Raw genomic sequence first — 16,962 nt, 5'->3', positions numbered from 1 at the left:
TCGACGATGGAAGGACCACCCGTGCTGGATGAGCTCCAGGAGGCCTACGACAAGGTCCTGCGCCGCAACCCCGGGGAGCCGGAGTTCCACCAGGCCGTCCGGGAGGTCCTCGAGACGCTCGGGCCCGTGGTGCGCAAGCACCCGGAGTACCAGGAGCTGTCCGTGCTGCAGCGCATCTGCGAGCCGGACCGCCAGATCATGTTCCGCGTGCCGTGGGTCGACGACAACGGCGACGTGCAGGTCAACCGCGGCTTCCGCGTACAGTTCAGCTCCGCGCTCGGCCCCTACAAGGGCGGCCTGCGGTTCCACCCCAGCGTCAACCTGGGCATCATCAAGTTCCTCGGCTTCGAGCAGATCTTCAAGAACGCGCTGACCGGCCTGGCCATCGGCGGCGGCAAGGGCGGCTCCGACTTCGACCCGCACGGGCGCAGCGACCGCGAGATCATGCGGTTCTGCCAGGCGTTCATGACCGAGCTGCACCGGCACATCGGCGAATACACCGACGTCCCGGCCGGTGACATCGGCGTGGGCGGGCGGGAGATCGGCTACCTGTTCGGGCAGTACAAGCGCCTGACCAACCGGTACGAGAGTGCCGTGCTGACCGGCAAGGGCATCGGTTGGGGCGGCTCGCTCGCCCGCACCGAGGCCACCGGCTACGGCGCCGTGATCTTCGCCGACCGCATGCTCGCCACCCGCGGCCAGCACATGGAGGGCCAGCGGGTCGTCATCTCCGGCTCCGGCAACGTGGCGATCTACGCCATCGCCAAGGCGCAGGAGCTCGGCGCCCAGGTGGTCACGTTCTCCGACTCCACCGGCTACGTCGTCGACGAGGCCGGGGTGGACCTGGAGCTGCTCCAGCAGGTCAAGGAGGTCGAGCGGGGACGCGTCGCCGACTACGTCGCCCGCCGGCCCGGCGCCCGCCTCGTCCAGGGCGGGCGGGTGTGGGACGTGCCCGCCACCGTCGCGCTGCCGTGCGCGACGCAGAACGAGCTGGACCACCACGCCGCGGAGACGCTCGTCAAGAACGGGGTGGTCGCGGTCGCGGAGGGTGCGAACATGCCCTCCACCCCCGACGCCGTCGAGACCTTACGCTCCGCGGGCGTGCTCTTCGGGCCCGGCAAGGCGGCCAACGCTGGTGGCGTGGCGACCTCGGCGCTGGAGATGGCGCAGAACTTCGCGCGCGACCCGTGGAGCTTCGCGAAGGTCGCCTCCAAGCTCGAGATCATCATGGAGCGCATCCACGACGAGTGCGCCTGCACCGCCGAGGAGTACGGCGAGCCGGGCAACTACGTGCTCGGTGCGAACATCGCCGCGTTCACGAAGGTGGCCGACGCCGTCATCGACCACGGGATCATCTGAGCCCTACGGCCCTCCGGTGGCCCGAGAGAACGTGTTCGAGGGCTCTCATCGGGCCTGCTTCACCGCGGGCTGGTCGGCTGCGTCGAGGGCTGGTCGGCGGGCCGAGGGCGCATGGTGGGCCATGCGCCGTCGGCCCGCCGATGCGCCCGCGACGGCGGCACCGGGGTTCCGGCACGCTGGTTGGCATGCTCGTTGCCTTCTCCGTCGCTCCACCACCGCGTGGCCCGCTCACCGAGAAGGTCAGGCGTGTGGAGGAGCACCTGCAGGGTTGAACGTGCCGGGCACGTGCCGCCGTCGTAGCGCATCGACGACGGCGACGACGAGCGCCACCCCGATCAGCGCCAGCGTCACGCGCAGCCCCACCTGGAACGCCACGCCGTAGCCGTGCGCCGGGCCGGCGCCGCCACCACGGGCCAGGGTCGCGAAGAAGACCGAGGTGACGACGGCGACCCCCACCGACGTCCCGATCCGCTGGGTGGTCTGCAGCACCCCGCCGGCGGTACCGCCCTGCGCGACCGGCACCTCGTCGAGCGTGAGTGCCTGGTTGGGGGAGATCACCGCGCCGTTGCCCAGCCCGGCGAGGGCCATCCACGCCGCCATGGCCAGGGCGGCCGCGGAGCCGTCCAACCGGCTGGCGGTGACATCCAGGCCGACGATGCCGGCGGCCATCACCACGATCCCGCCCACCACCGCCCAGCGCCCGAAGCGGCCCACGAGCCAGGCGCTCTGCCCGGCTGACAGTGCCCCGAGCAGGGCGAACGGTGTCTGCACGAGCCCGGCCTGGAACGGCGTGAGCCCGAGCCCGGTCTGCAGGTACAGCGTGCCGATGAGGAATATCGTGGTGAAGCCGGCGAAATAGGCGGTGCCGATCGCCGCGCCGAACGTGAACGAGCGGGTCCGGACGAGGGCGGCGGTCACCACGGGCGCGCGCCCGGCCCGCTCAGTGCGCCGCTCCCACCAGGCGAAGACCACGAACAGGGCCGCCCCCACACCCACCAGCCACCACGGCGCCGCCCGGCCCTCGGCCGCCACGATGAACGGCAGCATGACGCACAGGACCGACGCCGCCATGAGCACCAGGCCGACGACGTCGATATCCAGCCGGGCACGGTGGGTGCGGGCAGCAGGTTCGGGCCGGGGCAGGTGGCGTAGCGCCAGCGGCACGAGGACGGCCCCGATCGGGACGTTGACGAGGAAGACCGCGCGCCACCCCTCCGCCTCCCCGAAGAGGGCGAGCAGGGCTCCGCCCACGAGGGGCCCGGTTGCGGTGGAGATGCCGACCGTCGCCCCGAAGTACCCGAATGCGCGTGCCCGGTCCCGTCCGGTGAACAGCTGCTGGATGAGCCCCACCACCTGCGGGTTGAGCACCCCGGCGCTGATGCCCTGGACGAGCCGGGTGACGGCGAGCATCTCCGCCGTCGTCGCCAGCCCGCACGCGGCCGAGGACAGCACGAACGCGGAGAGCCCGACGACGAACACGCCTCGCCGGCCGAGCACGTCCCCGAAGCGGCCCGCGGGCACCAGGGACAACCCGAAGGCGAGCGTGTAACCGGCGACGATCCACTGCAGCTCGCTCGGTCCGGCGCCCAGGGACGCCTCGATGGAGGGCAGCGCGACGTTGACGATGGAGACGTCGAGCAATGTCATGAACCCGGCGCCGAGGCAGATGGCGAACGCGCGCCACCGCGCCCGGTCGGCGGCGTCGTGCCGGGCGCCGCCACCGTCGGGTGAGGGGGTGGCTGGAGGGGTCACCGCACTGGTGTAGCAGGGACGCGCACGGCCGGCACCTCCGGATCGTCCCGCGCGGAAAGCCGGAAATAGGGCCCTGTGCCGCCGCGTCGCCGCCGCGCCGAGACCTGCCTGTTGCGCCGAGACCTGCCTGTTGCGCCGAGACCTGCCTGTTGAACGGCAGGTGTCGGTCGGTAAGAGCAGGTTTCACCGCGTCGACGCATATCCATCGCGACTCTCTGTCCACTGGGCCGCACTCCCGGGCCGACGACGGGCCGTCGCTTCCCACGTCGCGGTACCGGTCGCGGGGGGCGCGGCCGACAACCGGGAACGGCCCCTGTGCCGCCGCGCGCAGCAAACCGCAGAGGTGTCCGGGAGATGGCTGAGATGTCCTCTCCGAGGCACTGAAGGCCGGGGCGGTGAACGGCCGGGGAACTACTAAACAACAATTTCCGGGAGGATCCGTCCGATGGTTAGCGTGATTGGCGCAGGGGGCGAATCCTTTAGCGTCCGCCCCGAACATTCTCGAGAACAGGGAACCCATGAACGGCATAGATGACGCGCGCCGCCGAGCCGGCCACGGGCGCGCGCTGAGCGTGGCTGCGGCCGCGGTCGCGCTCAGCCTCGCGGTGGTCCCCGGCGCGCAGGCGGTCACCCCGCCGGCGACGCCGGAGGTCCCGACCGCCCGGGAGGTCGCCCCGAGCACGCCCGAGTCCATCAGCACGCCTGCGGCCAAGCCGCCGGCCGCAGCCCCGGAAGCCCCGGAAGCCCCGGCGGCCCCGGCTGCGTCGGACGCCGCGGCCGTCTCCAAGACGGCGTTCGCGTACCAAGTGATCGAGTTCGGCCGGGCCGGCCAGCTCAGCGCCAGCGTGACGGTGGATGGCGCGCCCGCGACCGGGGGCCAGGCAGTCTTCGCGATCGGTGACGAGGCGCAGGCCCCGGTCGCCGTCACGGACGGGCAGGCGGTTCTGACGGTGCCGGCCGGTCGGGCCGGGGGCTATTACCCCGTGACGGTCAGCTATTCGGCCGACGGCGTGGAGGCGTCCTCTACGAGCGGGCGGTTCAAGGTGTCCGAGGCTGGCGTCAAGCCTTCGGCCGCGTTCCAGCCCGGCGACTTCAAGGCCGGCGAGACCGTGAAGGTCGTCGGGAAGATCGTCGCGGAACGGGCTGCCGCCGGCACGCCGACCGGCGAGGTCCAGCTGTGGAGCACCGGGGCGAACGCCGGTCCGCTCAGCGACCCGGTGGCGCTGGCCGCGAACGGCGCGTACGAGTTCGACTGGGTGGTACCGGAGGACGCCAAGCCCGGCCTCCACCGGGTCTGGGTGCGCTACCACGGTGACGGCAACTTCACGAAGTCCAACTTCTACGCCAGCGGGACGGTCGTCGAGGCCCCGGCGGCCACGTCCGAGACGGTCTACGAGTACCGGGCGATCGAGTACGGCCGCGCCGGCCAGCTTCAGGCTTCCGTGACGGTGGACGGTGCGGCCGCGACGTCCGGCGAGGTCGTCTTCACGATCGGCGACGAGGCGCAGTCCCCCGTTGCCGTCAGGGAGGGGCAGGCGGTGCTGGAGGTGCCGGCCGGTCGCGCGGTGGGGTACTACGACGTGACTGTCGCCTATTCGGCAGATGGCGTGGCGCCGTCCGAGGCGAGCGGCCGGTACAAGGTCTTCGAGGCGGACATCGACAACTTCGCCACCTTCCAACCCGGCGAGTTCACCGCCGGCGAGTCGGTGAAGATCACCGGGAACGTCACCGCCGAGCCGGGCAACGAGAAGGCACCGACCGGTCAGGTCCAGCTGTGGGACAACGGGCCTAACGGGGGCGCGCTGGGCGCTCCGGTGAACCTGGGCGAGGACGGCGCCTACGAGCTGGACTGGACCGTCCCGGAGGACGCCAAGCCCGGGCTCCACCGCGTCGGCGTGCGCTACCTCGGTGACGGCAGCTTCCGCCTGTGGAACTTTTACGCCGAGGGTCGGGTGATCGAGGCAGCGCAGGCAGTGACCGTGTCGGCGTCCGCCGCGGCCATGACCTACGGCACCACCGGCGAGCTTGTCGCCACTGTTGCCACCGAGGACGGCCTGCCCGTCACGGGTGGCACCGTGACCTTCATGCTCAACGGGCGCACCGCGAAGGCGGAGGTGGTCGACGGCCGTGCCACCGTGGCGGTGACGACGGAGGCGTTCGGTTCCGTCCACGGCTGGGCGCTCAACCACGGCGGCTACTGGTTCAACGCGGCGTTCTCCGGCGAGGGCTACACCGACGCGAACGTCTCGGCCAAGCTCCAGGTGGTCAAGGCGGACGTCCAGGTCGAGGCGGCGCTCACCCCGGCGAAGTTCAAGGCCGGCGAGAAGGTCACCGTCGAGGGACGCGTCACGGCCCTGCCGGGCAACGAAGGGCAGCCGCAGGGGACCATCCGGCTCGTGGTCGACGGCGAGAACGTCGGCAGGGCGGTCCGCCTCGCCGGTGACGGCAGTTTCAGCGCGACGTTCACCGCGCCGAAGAGCTGGAAGCCGGGCACGCACGCGGTGCAGCTCGCCTTCGACTCCAACTCAAACTTCAACGACACCACGGCCGAGGTCGAGGGCACCGTGGTGAAGCACGGAGGTGTCATCGGGCGGGTGATCCGGGGCATCATCGACCTGATCTGGTCGATCTTCGGAGGCCTGCTCGGGCGATGAAACGCGGCCTGCCGGAGCTCGCTGAGATCCGGCCGGGCGTGGCTGGACATGTGGAGTGGGTGGGCCGCCGGGGTGACTCCGGCGGCCCACCGCCGTCCTGGCCGGGTGCTGACCGTCGTCGCCCGCTGTAGGTCCGCGGCCCGGGCCGACGGCGGCACCAGCTCCGGCAGTTGACTGCCCTACCCCTCGGGAACCTGTCCTGACCTGGTGCCTTACGCGACGTCTTCCCTCGGACGCGGCCCACCGCTAACCTCGGCCCACTCGATGGACCACCACAAAGGAGTGTCATGTCCAGAGGAAGAAGAGGGCTGCTGAAGCGTGTGACGCTGACCGCAGGGGTGACGCTAGCTTCGGTCGCGCTCATAGCCAGCGGCGCGACGGCCGGTGGCCCCGCCGACGACCGCGGTGGCCGAAGTGACCACAACACGAGCCACAGCGACCGCGACAAGGGCAAGAACGACGACAAGGGCAAGAACGACGACAAGGGCAAGAACGACGACAAGCCCCGCCCGGGCGACGTCGACATCCAGCTGCTCGCGTTCAACGACTACCACGGCCACCTCGAGGCGAACACCCCCGGCGTGATCGGGACGGTGCCGGCCGGCGGGGCCGAGTACCTCGCGACTCACCTCGAGCAGCTGCGCGAAGGGCACGGCAACACCCTGACGGTCGCGGCGGGCGACCTCATCGGTGGCTCGCCCTTCCTCTCCGGCCTCTTCCACGACGAGCCGTCGGTGGAGTCGCTCAACGCCATGGGGCTCGACGTCTCCAGCGTCGGCAACCACGAGTTCGACGAAGGCGTCACCGAGCTGCTGCGCATGCAGGACGGCGGCTGCCACCCCGTGGACGGCTGCTACTTCCCCGACGAGCCGTACCCCGGCGCCGACTTCCAGTGGCTTGCCGCCAACGTCCAGAACGAGGAGACCGGGAAGACGCCGCTCCCGCCGTACTGGATCGAGAAGTTCCAGGGCGCCAAGATCGGCTTCATCGGCATGACCCTCGAGGGCACCGACGCGCTCGTGGCCCAGTCCGGCATCGTGGGCTGGGACTTCCTCGACGAGGTCGAGACCGCCAACGCCCTGGTGCCGAAGCTTCAGCGGCAGGGCGTCGAGGCCATCGTGGTCCTCCTCCACGAGGGCGGTGCGCAGACAGGCACCTACGACCAGTGCGTGGGGATCTCCGGTCCGGTGGTCGACATCGCGCAGAACCTCGACCCCGAGATCGACGTCCTCCTCACCGGGCACACGCACCAGGCCTACAACTGCGAGATCGACGACCCCGACGGCGAGCCCCGCCGGGTGACGAGCGCGGCCTCGTTCGGCCGCATCGTCTCGGAGGTCAACCTCACGATCAGCCGGAAGACCGGCGACGTGCGACGCGACGCCGTCACCGCCGTCAACCACGTGGTCAGCCAGGACGTGGCGAAGGACCAGGAGCAGACGGACATCATCGCCAAGTGGAAGGCGCTCTCCGACGTCGTCGGCAACGTCGAGGTCGGCCAGATCACCGCGGACATCCGGCGCCAGTACGAGACCGGCGGCTCGGACAACCGCGGCGCCGAGTCCGATCTCGGCAACATGATCGCCGACGCTCAGCTCTGGGCCACTCAGGACAATGGCGCCCAGATCGCGTTCATGAACCCCGGAGGTATCCGCGCGGACCTCTTCTACGCGGCCAGCGGCGCCGAAGGCAACGGCGTGGTGACCTACGCCGAGGCCTTCAACGTCCAGCCCTTCGGCAACCTGCTCAGCACGATCCCCATGACCGGTGACCAGATCCACCGGATGCTCCTCCAGCAGTGCCAGCCTCGGTATCTGCACATGGGGGTCTCGGCGGGCTTCACCTACGACGTCACCCGGACACTGGACGGGCGCGTGTGCACCCCGGGCAGCATCGAGGTCACCAACATGGCCCTCGACGGCGTGCCGATCGACCCGGCCGCGACGTACCTCGTCACGGTGAACAACTTCCTCGTCGACGGCGGGGACAGCTTCACCGTGTTCAACGAGATCGACCCGAGCCTGCGTGTGGGCGGTGGTGGCGACCTCGACGCACTCATCGCCTACCTCGGCTCCGAGGGCCCGATCGCCCCGCCGGGGACAGACCGGGTGAACGAGCTGGGCTGACTGCCGGCACATCAGCGGCGGGGCCGGCCCCAGGATCCTCTCGGGGCGGGCCCCGCCGTCGTGCGCGGTGCGGGGTGCGTCGTGGACCGCGTGCCGAGCGAGTACTTCAGGCGCGAGCCGCCCACGCGGGCGCCGGTTATCGTGGAGCCGTGCCCCCGCGCCGACGCATCGACCCCACCGACGGGATGGCCGCCCTCACCCGGTGGCTGACCGCACGGCAGGACGGCCCTGAGGACGGTGGCCCAGGAGGCGGCGGGCCGGACGTGGACGGCCCGGACGACGGCGGCGCGCCCGTCCCGGCGGACCTGCCCACCGCCGTCGTGCGCACCGCCGTGCGCTTCACGCTCGAGGAGCTGGCGACCAGCTCGCCGGGCAACAGCGTCGAGGTGCGCGTGCCACCGGCCGGGGCGGTGCAGGCGATCGCCGGCCCGCGCCACACCCGAGGCACCCCGCCCAACGTCGTCGAGACGGACCAGGAGACGTGGCTCGCCCTGGCGACGGGACGGCTCGCCTGGGACGACGCCGTCGCCTCCGGCCGCGTCCTCGCCTCCGGCACACGCGCCGACCTGAGCCCCGTCCTGCCTCTGGTGCGTGCCAGGGGCTGACCGGCGGTTCCGGCGTACCAAGCACGCCGGCCACCGCAGCGCCCGGCCCTGAGGGCGCCGGGTTCCGTCCCCGCGGAGCCCGGCGGGTAGGTTGGTCGGGTGAGCGCAGCGGATCAGGACCCTCGGACGACGACCCACGGCGTCCCGCCGGAGGCGCGCGCGGCCCTCCCGGACGGTCCGGACGCCGGGTCGGAACCGTCCGCACCGACCGCCCAGCCCGCCGGGCCGCCGGCAACCGCCGCGGAGGTCGACGCGAGCGAGTACCGGGTCGACCCCGCCACCGTCCGGCACGCCCCCCGCTTCGGCCGGTTCATCCTCCTCGGGGTGGTCCTCGGCGCCCTGCTCTCCCTCGCCCTGGCACTGCTCACCCCGCCCAGCGACCTGGCGCGGTCGGACCTTTTCTGGCTCCTCTTCATCGGACTCGGCGTCACCGGCGGCCTGGCCGGCCTCGGTGTCGCCATCGTGCTCGACCGCCGCTCCTGGCGACGCCGGGCCGCGCCCGGTGCTCTCGACACGCCGACCCGCGATGTGCCCGCCGCCGGTGAGGCGCCCCCGGCGGCGCGGTCGTAACATCCCGGGCGACGCGCTCGTCGCTCGACCACCGGAGGACGGTCATGGCCACCGTGACGATCAGTGAGTCGCCACTGTCGATCGCGGATCTGCTCGGCGTCGTCTCCGGCGCCGGGGTGCAGCTCGACGACGGCACCCGCGCACGGATCGCCGCAGGCCGCGCCGTGGTGGACCGGACGCTGGGCGCCCACCAGGCGGTCTACGGCCTGACCACCCAGGTCGGCCACGGCAAGGACACCCGGCTCACGGACGAGGAGATCCGCGACCAGCAGCTCTGGCTGGTCATGTCCCACAGCGGTGGGATCGGCCGGGCGCTGCCCACCGACGTCGTCCGGGCCGCGCTCACGGTGCGCCTGAACGGCATCGCCCGCGGCGGCTCGGGCGCCGGCGTACCGGCGGCCGAGATCCTGGCGGACATGCTCAACGCGCACGTCCACCCCGTGGTCCCGGAGACCTCGTCGGTGGGCGCCGGCGACCTCGGGCACATGGCGAGCATGGCGCAGGTCGCCGTCGGCGCGGGCCGCGCCGAGTACGGCGGGGAGGTGCTCCCCGGCGGTGAGGCGCTGCGCCGGGCCGGCATCACGCCCCTCGAGCTGGGTGGGAAGGACGGCCTCGCGCTCATCTCCGCCAACGGCGTCTCGGTCGGCCACGGTGCCCTCGTCCTCGCTCGCGCCGCCCGGGTGGCCGAGGCGGCCGACGTCGCCGCCGCGCTGTCGATGGAGGCGACCGGAGCCAACCTCACGGTGCTCCACCCGGCCGTGGGACGGGCGAAGGGGATCGCCGGGCAGGTCGCCGCCGCGGACCACCTCCGCGACGTGCTCGCGGGAAGCGCGTTGACGGCGCCGGGCGGTGCCCGCTCGGTCCAGGACCCGCTGTCGTTCCGGGTGGTGCCGCAGGTGCACGGCGCGCTGCGGGAGTACGTGACGGCGGCGGGGCGCGCGGTGACCACCGAGCTCAACGCTGCGGCGGACAACCCGCTCGTGTCGGTGCCCGACGACGCGCTGCTCAGCAACGGGAACTTTCACCCGATGGTGCTGGCCATCGCCTTCGACGCCCTGCGGATCGCCGTCGCCCACGTGGGCCAGCTCAGCGAGCGCCGGACGGTCCAGCTCTGGGACGCCTTCTTCCGGCAGATGCCGGAGGGCACGCCCCCGCCGTCCGTGTACGGCCTCCAGCTGCGCCCCACCGCCGCGGCCCTGCTGCCCGAGCTCGTGCAGGCCGCGGCCCCCGCCACCCTCGGCGTCCCGCCCCTCGACCTGGGCGTGGAGGACCACGGCACCGGCGCGCCGCTCGCCGTGCGCCGCACGGACGAGGCACTGCACATGCTCGAGGACCTGCTCGCGATCGAGCTCCTCCTCGCCCACGACGTGCTCGCCCAGGCCGCCGCGTCGGTCACCGGAGCGGGCACGGCGGCCGTCCTGGCCACGGTGAAGGAGGCCATCGCCGCCGCCGCGCCCTACGCCGACGCCGTGCACGTCGAGCTCCGGAGCCGGTTCCCCTCCATCTGAGGACCCGGACCCGGCCCGGCTAAGGTTTCCGCTGTGCCCGCACGCCAGCTGAGGTTGCCCGCCGCCGCGTCCGACGAGGTGCGCCAGGCCCTGGACGGCCTGCGCGCCGAGCTCGAGATCCCCGCCGACTTCCCCGAGCCGGTGCTCGCGGAGGTCCGGCGGGCGGCCACCGCCGCGCTGCCCGGCGCCGACGCGACCGACGTCCCCTTCGTCACCATCGACCCACCCGGCTCGAAGGACCTCGACCAGGCCCTGCACATCCAGGCCGACGGCGACGGCTACCTGGTCCGCTACGCGATCGCCTCGGTCGCCACCTTCGTCGAGCCCGGCGGCGCGATCGACCAGGAGGTCCACGAGCGCGGGGTGACCGTCTACGGCCCCACCGGCTCCTACCCGCTCCACCCGCCCGAGCTGAGCGCCGGCGTGGCGAGCCTGCTCGAAGGTCAGGACCGGCCGGCTTGCGTATGGAGCTTGCGGGTCCGCGCCGACGGCACGCTCGACGCGGCCACGGTGAGGGTCACCCGTGCCCGGGTCCGGTCCCGGGCCCAGCTCACCTACGAGCAGGTGCAGGCCGCGCACGACGGCCATGCCTCGCTGCCACCGAGCGTCCCGGCAGACCTGCCCGTGCTGCTGCGGACGGTGGGGGAGCTGCGCATCGCACGTGAGCGGGCACGCGGCGCCGTCTCGCTGGACATCCCCGAGCAGGAGGCGGTGCCCGAGAACGACGGTTACGTGCTGCGGCACCGCGCGACGCTCCCCGTCGAAGGCTGGAACGCGCAGATCTCCCTCCTGACCGGCATCGCGGCGGCGCGGCTGATGCGGGAGGCCGGCGTCGGCGTCCTGCGCACGCTGCCGCCCGCCGATCCCCGGGACGTCGCGCGTCTGCGCCGCACCGCCGTCGCCCTCGGCCTGAGCTGGCCGGCGAGCACCACCTACGCCGAGCTGCTGCCCACCCTGGATTCCAACGTCCCCGCCCACGCCGCGTTCCTCTCCGAGGCCACGACCCTCTTCCGCGGCGCGGGCTACCTCGCCTTCGGTGTCGACGGCGCCGAGCCCGTCCCGCCGGCGGGTGCGGCCGAGCACGCGGCCATCGCCGCCGAGTACGCGCACGTGACCGCGCCGCTGCGGCGGCTCGTCGACCGCTACGGCCTGGAGGTGTGCCTGGCGCACAGCGCCGGCGCCGCGGTCCCGGACTGGGTGCGCGCGGCCCTCCCGCAGCTGCCGGAGATCATGGCCGGCGCGACCCGCCGGGCGAACGCGTACGAGCGGGGTGCCTTGGACGCCATCGAGGCGCTCGTGCTCGACGGGCGGGTCGGGCAGACCTTCGACGGCGTCGTCGTCGACGTGGACGGCAACGACCGCGACCCCGGCGCGGGTGGTCCCGGGGCCGGACCCGCGCGCCCCGAGCGCGGCATCGTGGTGCTGCGCGAGCCGGCCGTGCGGGCTCGCATCGAGGGCGACGTGCTGCCGCTGGGCGAGCAGCTGGAGGTGCGCCTGGTCGAGGTGGACGTGGCCGACCGGAAGGTGCTCTTCGCCCCGGCGTGACACCCGGCTGGTCCCGGCGTGACGCCCGGCGGGCGCGGCCGGTGACAAACCGTGTGACCAGGTGCGCACCGGTGGTGGACACCGCAGCCGGCCACGGAGCGGTGTGGGACCATGGGGGACGTGGCACGCGGCGACGGACGGCTTTCGCACGACCTCCTCCCCGGCGAGAAGGGCCCGCAGGACGAGTGCGGGGTCTTCGGCGTCTGGGCCCCCGGGGAAGACGTCTCCCGGCTGACCTACTTCGGCATCTACGCCCTCCAGCACCGCGGGCAGGAGTCCGCCGGCATCGCCACCTCCGACGGCGAGAAGATCCTGGTCTACAAGGACATGGGGCTGGTGTCCCAGGTCTTCGACGACCGGGCGTTGCAGTCGCTCAAGGGCCACATCGCCATCGGCCACACCCGCTACTCGACCACCGGCTCCTCCTCGTGGGAGAACGCCCAGCCCACGCTCGGCCCGACGGCGTCGGGCACCGTGGCCCTGGGGCACAACGGCAACCTCACCAACACCCGGATCCTGATGGACCTGGTGCGCGAACGCTTCGGCAAGGACCTGCGCGGGGAGCTGGGGCGCGGCTCCTCCACCGACACCGCGGTGGTCACCGCCCTGCTGGGTGGGCGGACCGCCGCCGGGGACCGGCTCGAGGACGTGGCCATGGAGGTGCTGCCCCTCCTGGAGGGGGCCTTCTCGCTGACGTTCATGGACGAGCACACCCTCTACGCCGCCCGCGACGCCCACGGCGTGCGCCCGCTGGTGCTGGGCCGGCTCGAACGCGGCTGGGCGGTGGCCTCCGAGACGGCCGCGCTGGACATCGTCGGCGCCACCTTCGTCCGCGAGGTCGAGCCCGGCGAGCTGCTGATCATCGACGCCGACGGGCTGCGGTCGCGGCACTTCGCCACCCCCACCCCGCACGGGTGCGTCTTCGAGTACGTCTACCTGGCGAGGCCCGACACCAAGATCGCCGGGGTGTCCGTCAACGCCGCCCGCACCGAGATGGGACGGGCACTGGCCCGCGAGCACCCGGTGGAGGCCGACCTCGTCATCCCCACCCCCGAGTCCGGCACCCCCGCGGCCATCGGGTACGCCCAGGAGTCCGGCATCCCGTTCGCGCAGGGCCTGGTGAAGAACTCCTACGTGGGCCGCACCTTCATCCAGCCCACCGACACCATCCGCCAGCTCGGCATCCGCCTCAAGCTCAACCCGCTCAAGGAGGTCATCGCCGGCAAGCGCCTCGTCGTCGTCGACGACTCCATCGTGCGCGGCAACACCCAACGGGCCCTGGTCCGGATGCTGCGGGAGGCCGGCGCGGCCGAGGTGCACGTGCGTATCTCCTCCCCGCCGGTGAAGTGGCCGTGCTTCTACGGCATCGACTTCGCCACCCGCGCCGAGCTCATCGCCAACGGTCTGAGCTCGGAGGAGGTCCGCGCCTCCCTGGGCGCCGACTCCCTGGGGTACATCTCCCTGGACGGGATGATCGAGGCCACCACCGTGCCGCGCGAGCGGCTGTGCACCGCGTGCTTCACCGGCAGCTACCCGATCACGATCCGCGACGGCGCGACCGTCTCCGGGGCGGACGCCCCGTCCGTCCCCGACACCGGCCACGCGCCGGTCGCCGGGGCCGACACCCCCGGCGTGCCCGCGGAAGCGGTCAGCGGGGCCACCCCGACGCCCACGACCACCGGAGCCCCCCAGTGACCGAGACCAGCCCCGCCGGCGAGACCGCGCCGCTGACCTACGCCGCCGCCGGTGTGGACACCGAGGCGGGGGACCGCGCCGTCGAGCTCATGAAGGACGCCGTGCGCGCCACGCACACCGCCGGCGTCGTCGGCGGCGTCGGCGGCTTCGCCGGGCTCGTGGACGTCTCCGACCTCAAGGCCTACCGCCGGCCGCTGCTGGCCACCTCCACCGACGGGGTCGGCACCAAGGTCGCCGTCGCCCAGGCGATGGACGTCCACCACACCATCGGCCACGACCTCGTCGGCATGGTCGTCGACGACATCGTGGTCGTCGGCGCCCGGCCGCTGCTCATGACCGACTACATCGCCACCGGCAAGGTGGTCCCCGAGCGGGTCGCCGACATCGTCCGAGGCATCGCCGAGGCCTGCGCGCTCGTCGGCACCCCGCTGCTCGGTGGGGAGACCGCCGAGCACCCCGGGCTGCTCGGCGAGCACGAGTACGACGTCGCCGGCGCCGCGACCGGCGTCGTCGAGGCCGACGCCGTGCTCGGCGCCGAGCGTGTGCGCGCCGGTGACGTCGTGGTCGCAATGGCGGCCTCGGGCCTGCACTCCAACGGTTACTCGCTGGTGCGGAAGGTCTTCGACGTCGCCGGCTGGGGCTACGAGCGCGAGGTGCCCGAGCTCGGTCGCACCCTCGGTGAGGAGCTCCTCGAGCCCACCCGCCTGTATACGCCCGCCTGCCTGGACCTGGTGGGGGACGACGCCGTCGACGTCCACGCGTTCAGCCACGTCACCGGCGGCGGGCTCGCCGCCAACCTTGCCCGGGTGCTGCCCCAGGGGCTGGTGGCCGAGGTGGACCGGTCCACCTGGGTGGTCCCGCCGATCTTCGACCTCGTCCGCCGCCTCGGCCAGGTGCCGTGGAACGACCTGCAGAACACCCTGAACCTCGGGGTGGGCATGGTCGCCGTCGTGGCACCCGACAGCGCCGACGCCACCCTCGCGGCCGTGCGCGCGCGCGGCATCGACGCATGGGTGCTCGGCTCGGTGCGCCAGGACGACGGGGTCGCCGGGCCCGACGTCGTCCGCGGCACCAAGGGTGTCGACGGCGGCGCGGTGCGCCTCGTGGGGGAGTACCGCACGAGCTGACCACCCCGCACGAGCAGAGCCCCCTCTCGCCGCGAGATGTCATCTTCTCCGCGAGATGTCGGCCCGCCGGCCCGAAGGCAGGCACGTCGGCACGGCGGGCCGTGACCGGCCTGCCGTGCCTTGCCCCTCGACCCGATCCCGGCAGCAGCCGGCCGGCGCCACACACGAGTGACGCCGGAAGGGCCCGCGCCGCTCACCGAGCGGCGCGGGCGGGACGCAGCAGTGCCCGCTCTACGCGGGCATCGGCCACCTGCTGCGAACCGGCGCCGCGATGTGCAGGGACGGCCGGGGAACGCCGACGATCAATGGGCGGAACGGATGTCCCAGCCCTGGTCCTCGGTGTCTTCCCAGTCGTCCGTGGCGGGAGGGATCTGGCCGTACCCGTCGTCGTCAGTACGCGACGTGAGCTCCTTCTCGAGGGCTCGATAGTCGGTCTCGGGGCTGAAGTACTTCAGCTTGCGAGCGACCTTCGTCTGCTTGGCCTTTTGACGGCCGCGCCCCATGGCGTCGACCCCCTCCAACGTAGAACCGGGGCAGGCACCTCTACTGGTGCGGCCCCGTGTTTATGGTCATCTGTGTCGTGGTGCCACGGTACATGGTCGAAGCGCCCTACAGCCATTCCTGAACACCTCCGAGCGCTGTGGGTCGTCTCTCACGTGCTCAAGAGGCAAGAGGCTTCGTCTCACCATGAGGCGGTCTGGGCGGCGGCTCAGGCGCCGTGGAATTGCAGCGCTGGGGGAACGGCGGCTCGCACCGGCCGGCGCCCGCAGATACGGACACTCAACGCGGTCAACGAACCTACGCGGCAATAGTCCAGTTTGTCGGGACCATCGGCCCGGGTGGAGCCGTCGGAGCCGTGATGGACTGACAAACAGCAGCGCGCGGGAGGCGCGAGCCATAACGACCCCGGGAGGTTTCCCATGAGCACGATGGAAGGCACGACGGAGCAGCTGCTGACCCCGTCCGAGGTGGCGGCGAGGTTCCGTGTGGACCCCAAGACCGTGACCCGCTGGGCCAACGCCGGGAAGATCTCCTCGATCCGCACCCTGGGTGGGCACCGCCGCTTCCGCCGCAGTGAGGTGGAGGAGCTGCTTGCCGCCAGCGGGCTGGTCGACGCGCACCACCCCACCGCAATCTGAGTTCACCGCACGTTCGTGACCGTCGCCAAGGGCGGCGGTCACGGCCGTTCGGCTGCCATGCGGGCGGTGTGGCCCGCGGGACGCTACCGCGCGGGCGCGGCCATCAGCCGCGGCGGCGTGCAGCGGCGACGACGAGCAGCCCCACGAACGCCACGGCGCCACCCGCGATCGCGAGCGCCTTGGGCTGACCGCTGCTGACGTCGTCGGCGAAGGTGCGTGCCTTGGCCTGCGCGGCCGTGCGCGCCGCCTCCACCTGGCTGCGCGGGTCCAGCTTGTCGGAGAGCTCGTTGACGGTGCTCGTCAGGGCCCGCCGCGTGCGAGCGAGGTCCGCCTCGATCTCCTCGGCCGTGCGCTTGCGCTCTTCGCTCACTTCTGGATCCCCTTCTTCACGGCGTCGAGATCGTCCTTGAGGCCCTCCTGGGGCTTGGGAGCGAACCGCTTGGAGGCATCGATCGCCTTCTTGCCGACGAACCCGACGACGGCCGCCACGATGAGCAGGAACACGCCGATGATCAGGGCTGACAGCCACGCCGGGAGCACCGTCGCGAGGCCGAGGACCGCGGCGGCCAGCAGCACGCCGACGGCGTACAGCGACACGATCGCCGCTCCGCCGAGGAGGCCGGCCCCCATGCCCAGGCGCTTGCCCTTCTCGGCGAGCTGGACCTGCGCAAGCTGCAGCTCGTCGCGGATCAACCGCGAGAACTGCTCGGACACCGTGGCAATGAGCTCCCCGACACTACGTCCCTTGCCGGGCCCTTCGACCTTCGTCGCCTCGACCACCGGGGTGGTGTGCTCTGCGGATGTGCTCACCGCGATCGTCTCCTCGTTCGTGGCCGGTGGTGGGGCGCCTGCTGGGCGGACCGGTCCGGACATCCCATGATT

14 protein-coding genes are annotated in these 16,962 nt (G+C 72.5%); 10 read left to right on the top strand and 4 right to left on the bottom strand.

What is annotated here, in order from left to right:
• Positions 1-21: 21 nt before the first annotated feature.
• Positions 22-1,359, top strand: a complete 1,338-nt coding sequence (gene gdhA, locus FE374_RS16975; RefSeq protein WP_139930451.1) for an NADP-specific glutamate dehydrogenase — start codon at positions 22-24, stop codon at positions 1,357-1,359.
• Positions 1,360-1,599: 240 nt separating this feature from the next.
• Here the strand turns inward: gdhA and FE374_RS16970 are convergent, their stop codons facing one another.
• The gene (locus FE374_RS16970) at positions 1,600-3,111 is read right to left on the bottom strand and encodes an MFS transporter (protein ID WP_230978366.1); all 1,512 of its coding nucleotides are present in this window, start codon (positions 3,109-3,111) and stop codon (positions 1,600-1,602) included.
• Between the two features lie 518 nt (positions 3,112-3,629).
• On the opposite strand from FE374_RS16970, the gene FE374_RS16965 reads away from it, so the two are divergent.
• The 8 genes from FE374_RS16965 to purM all read left to right on the top strand — a co-directional run bounded on the left by FE374_RS16965 (position 3,630) and on the right by purM (position 14,941).
• Positions 3,630-5,765: an Ig-like domain-containing protein gene (locus FE374_RS16965; RefSeq protein WP_139930449.1), complete on the top strand. Its 2,136-nt coding sequence runs from the start codon at positions 3,630-3,632 to the stop codon at positions 5,763-5,765.
• 287 nt (positions 5,766-6,052) lie between these two features.
• Positions 6,053-7,891 (top strand): bifunctional metallophosphatase/5'-nucleotidase, encoded by a 1,839-nt coding sequence (locus FE374_RS16960; protein ID WP_139930447.1) that lies wholly within the window; start codon positions 6,053-6,055, stop codon positions 7,889-7,891.
• Between the two features lie 149 nt (positions 7,892-8,040).
• Positions 8,041-8,496 (top strand): sterol carrier family protein, encoded by a 456-nt coding sequence (locus FE374_RS16955; RefSeq protein WP_139930445.1) that lies wholly within the window; start codon positions 8,041-8,043, stop codon positions 8,494-8,496.
• Positions 8,497-8,595: 99 nt separating this feature from the next.
• A complete protein-coding gene (locus tag FE374_RS16950; RefSeq protein ID WP_139930443.1) occupies positions 8,596-9,066 on the top strand; it encodes a hypothetical protein in 471 nt (156 codons plus the stop codon).
• Between the two features lie 44 nt (positions 9,067-9,110).
• Positions 9,111-10,574 (top strand): HAL/PAL/TAL family ammonia-lyase, encoded by a 1,464-nt coding sequence (locus tag FE374_RS16945; RefSeq protein ID WP_139930441.1) that lies wholly within the window; start codon positions 9,111-9,113, stop codon positions 10,572-10,574.
• 33 nt (positions 10,575-10,607) lie between these two features.
• A complete protein-coding gene (locus tag FE374_RS16940) occupies positions 10,608-12,119 on the top strand; it encodes an RNB domain-containing ribonuclease (protein WP_139930439.1) in 1,512 nt (503 codons plus the stop codon).
• A gap of 120 nt (positions 12,120-12,239) precedes the next feature.
• Positions 12,240-13,814 (top strand): amidophosphoribosyltransferase, encoded by a 1,575-nt coding sequence (gene purF, locus FE374_RS16935; RefSeq protein WP_230978365.1) that lies wholly within the window; start codon positions 12,240-12,242, stop codon positions 13,812-13,814.
• Positions 13,811-14,941: a phosphoribosylformylglycinamidine cyclo-ligase gene (gene purM, locus FE374_RS16930; protein ID WP_139930435.1), complete on the top strand. Its 1,131-nt coding sequence runs from the start codon at positions 13,811-13,813 to the stop codon at positions 14,939-14,941. Before purF ends, purM begins: the two co-directional genes overlap by 4 nt.
• Positions 14,942-15,243: 302 nt before the next feature.
• Here the strand turns inward: purM and FE374_RS16925 are convergent, their stop codons facing one another.
• Positions 15,244-15,444 (bottom strand): DUF3073 domain-containing protein, encoded by a 201-nt coding sequence (locus FE374_RS16925; RefSeq protein WP_139931672.1) that lies wholly within the window; start codon positions 15,442-15,444, stop codon positions 15,244-15,246.
• A gap of 426 nt (positions 15,445-15,870) precedes the next feature.
• On the opposite strand from FE374_RS16925, the gene FE374_RS16920 reads away from it, so the two are divergent.
• Positions 15,871-16,080 carry a BldC family transcriptional regulator gene (locus FE374_RS16920; RefSeq protein WP_139931671.1) on the top strand — a complete coding sequence of 70 codons (210 nt, stop codon included), beginning with the start codon at positions 15,871-15,873 and terminating at the stop codon, positions 16,078-16,080.
• Positions 16,081-16,183: 103 nt separating this feature from the next.
• Here the strand turns inward: FE374_RS16920 and FE374_RS16915 are convergent, their stop codons facing one another.
• Positions 16,184-16,450, bottom strand: a complete 267-nt coding sequence (locus FE374_RS16915) for a DUF3618 domain-containing protein (protein ID WP_139930433.1) — start codon at positions 16,448-16,450, stop codon at positions 16,184-16,186.
• Positions 16,447-16,890: a phage holin family protein gene (locus FE374_RS16910; protein ID WP_230978364.1), complete on the bottom strand. Its 444-nt coding sequence runs from the start codon at positions 16,888-16,890 to the stop codon at positions 16,447-16,449. Before FE374_RS16910 ends, FE374_RS16915 begins: the two co-directional genes overlap by 4 nt.
• Between the last annotated feature and the right edge of the window lie 72 nt (positions 16,891-16,962).

Source organism: Georgenia yuyongxinii, assembly GCF_006352065.1.
GTDB classification, from domain to species: Bacteria; Actinomycetota; Actinomycetes; order Actinomycetales; family Actinomycetaceae; genus Georgenia; species Georgenia yuyongxinii.
This window is presented reverse-complemented; position numbering and strand designations above follow the sequence as displayed.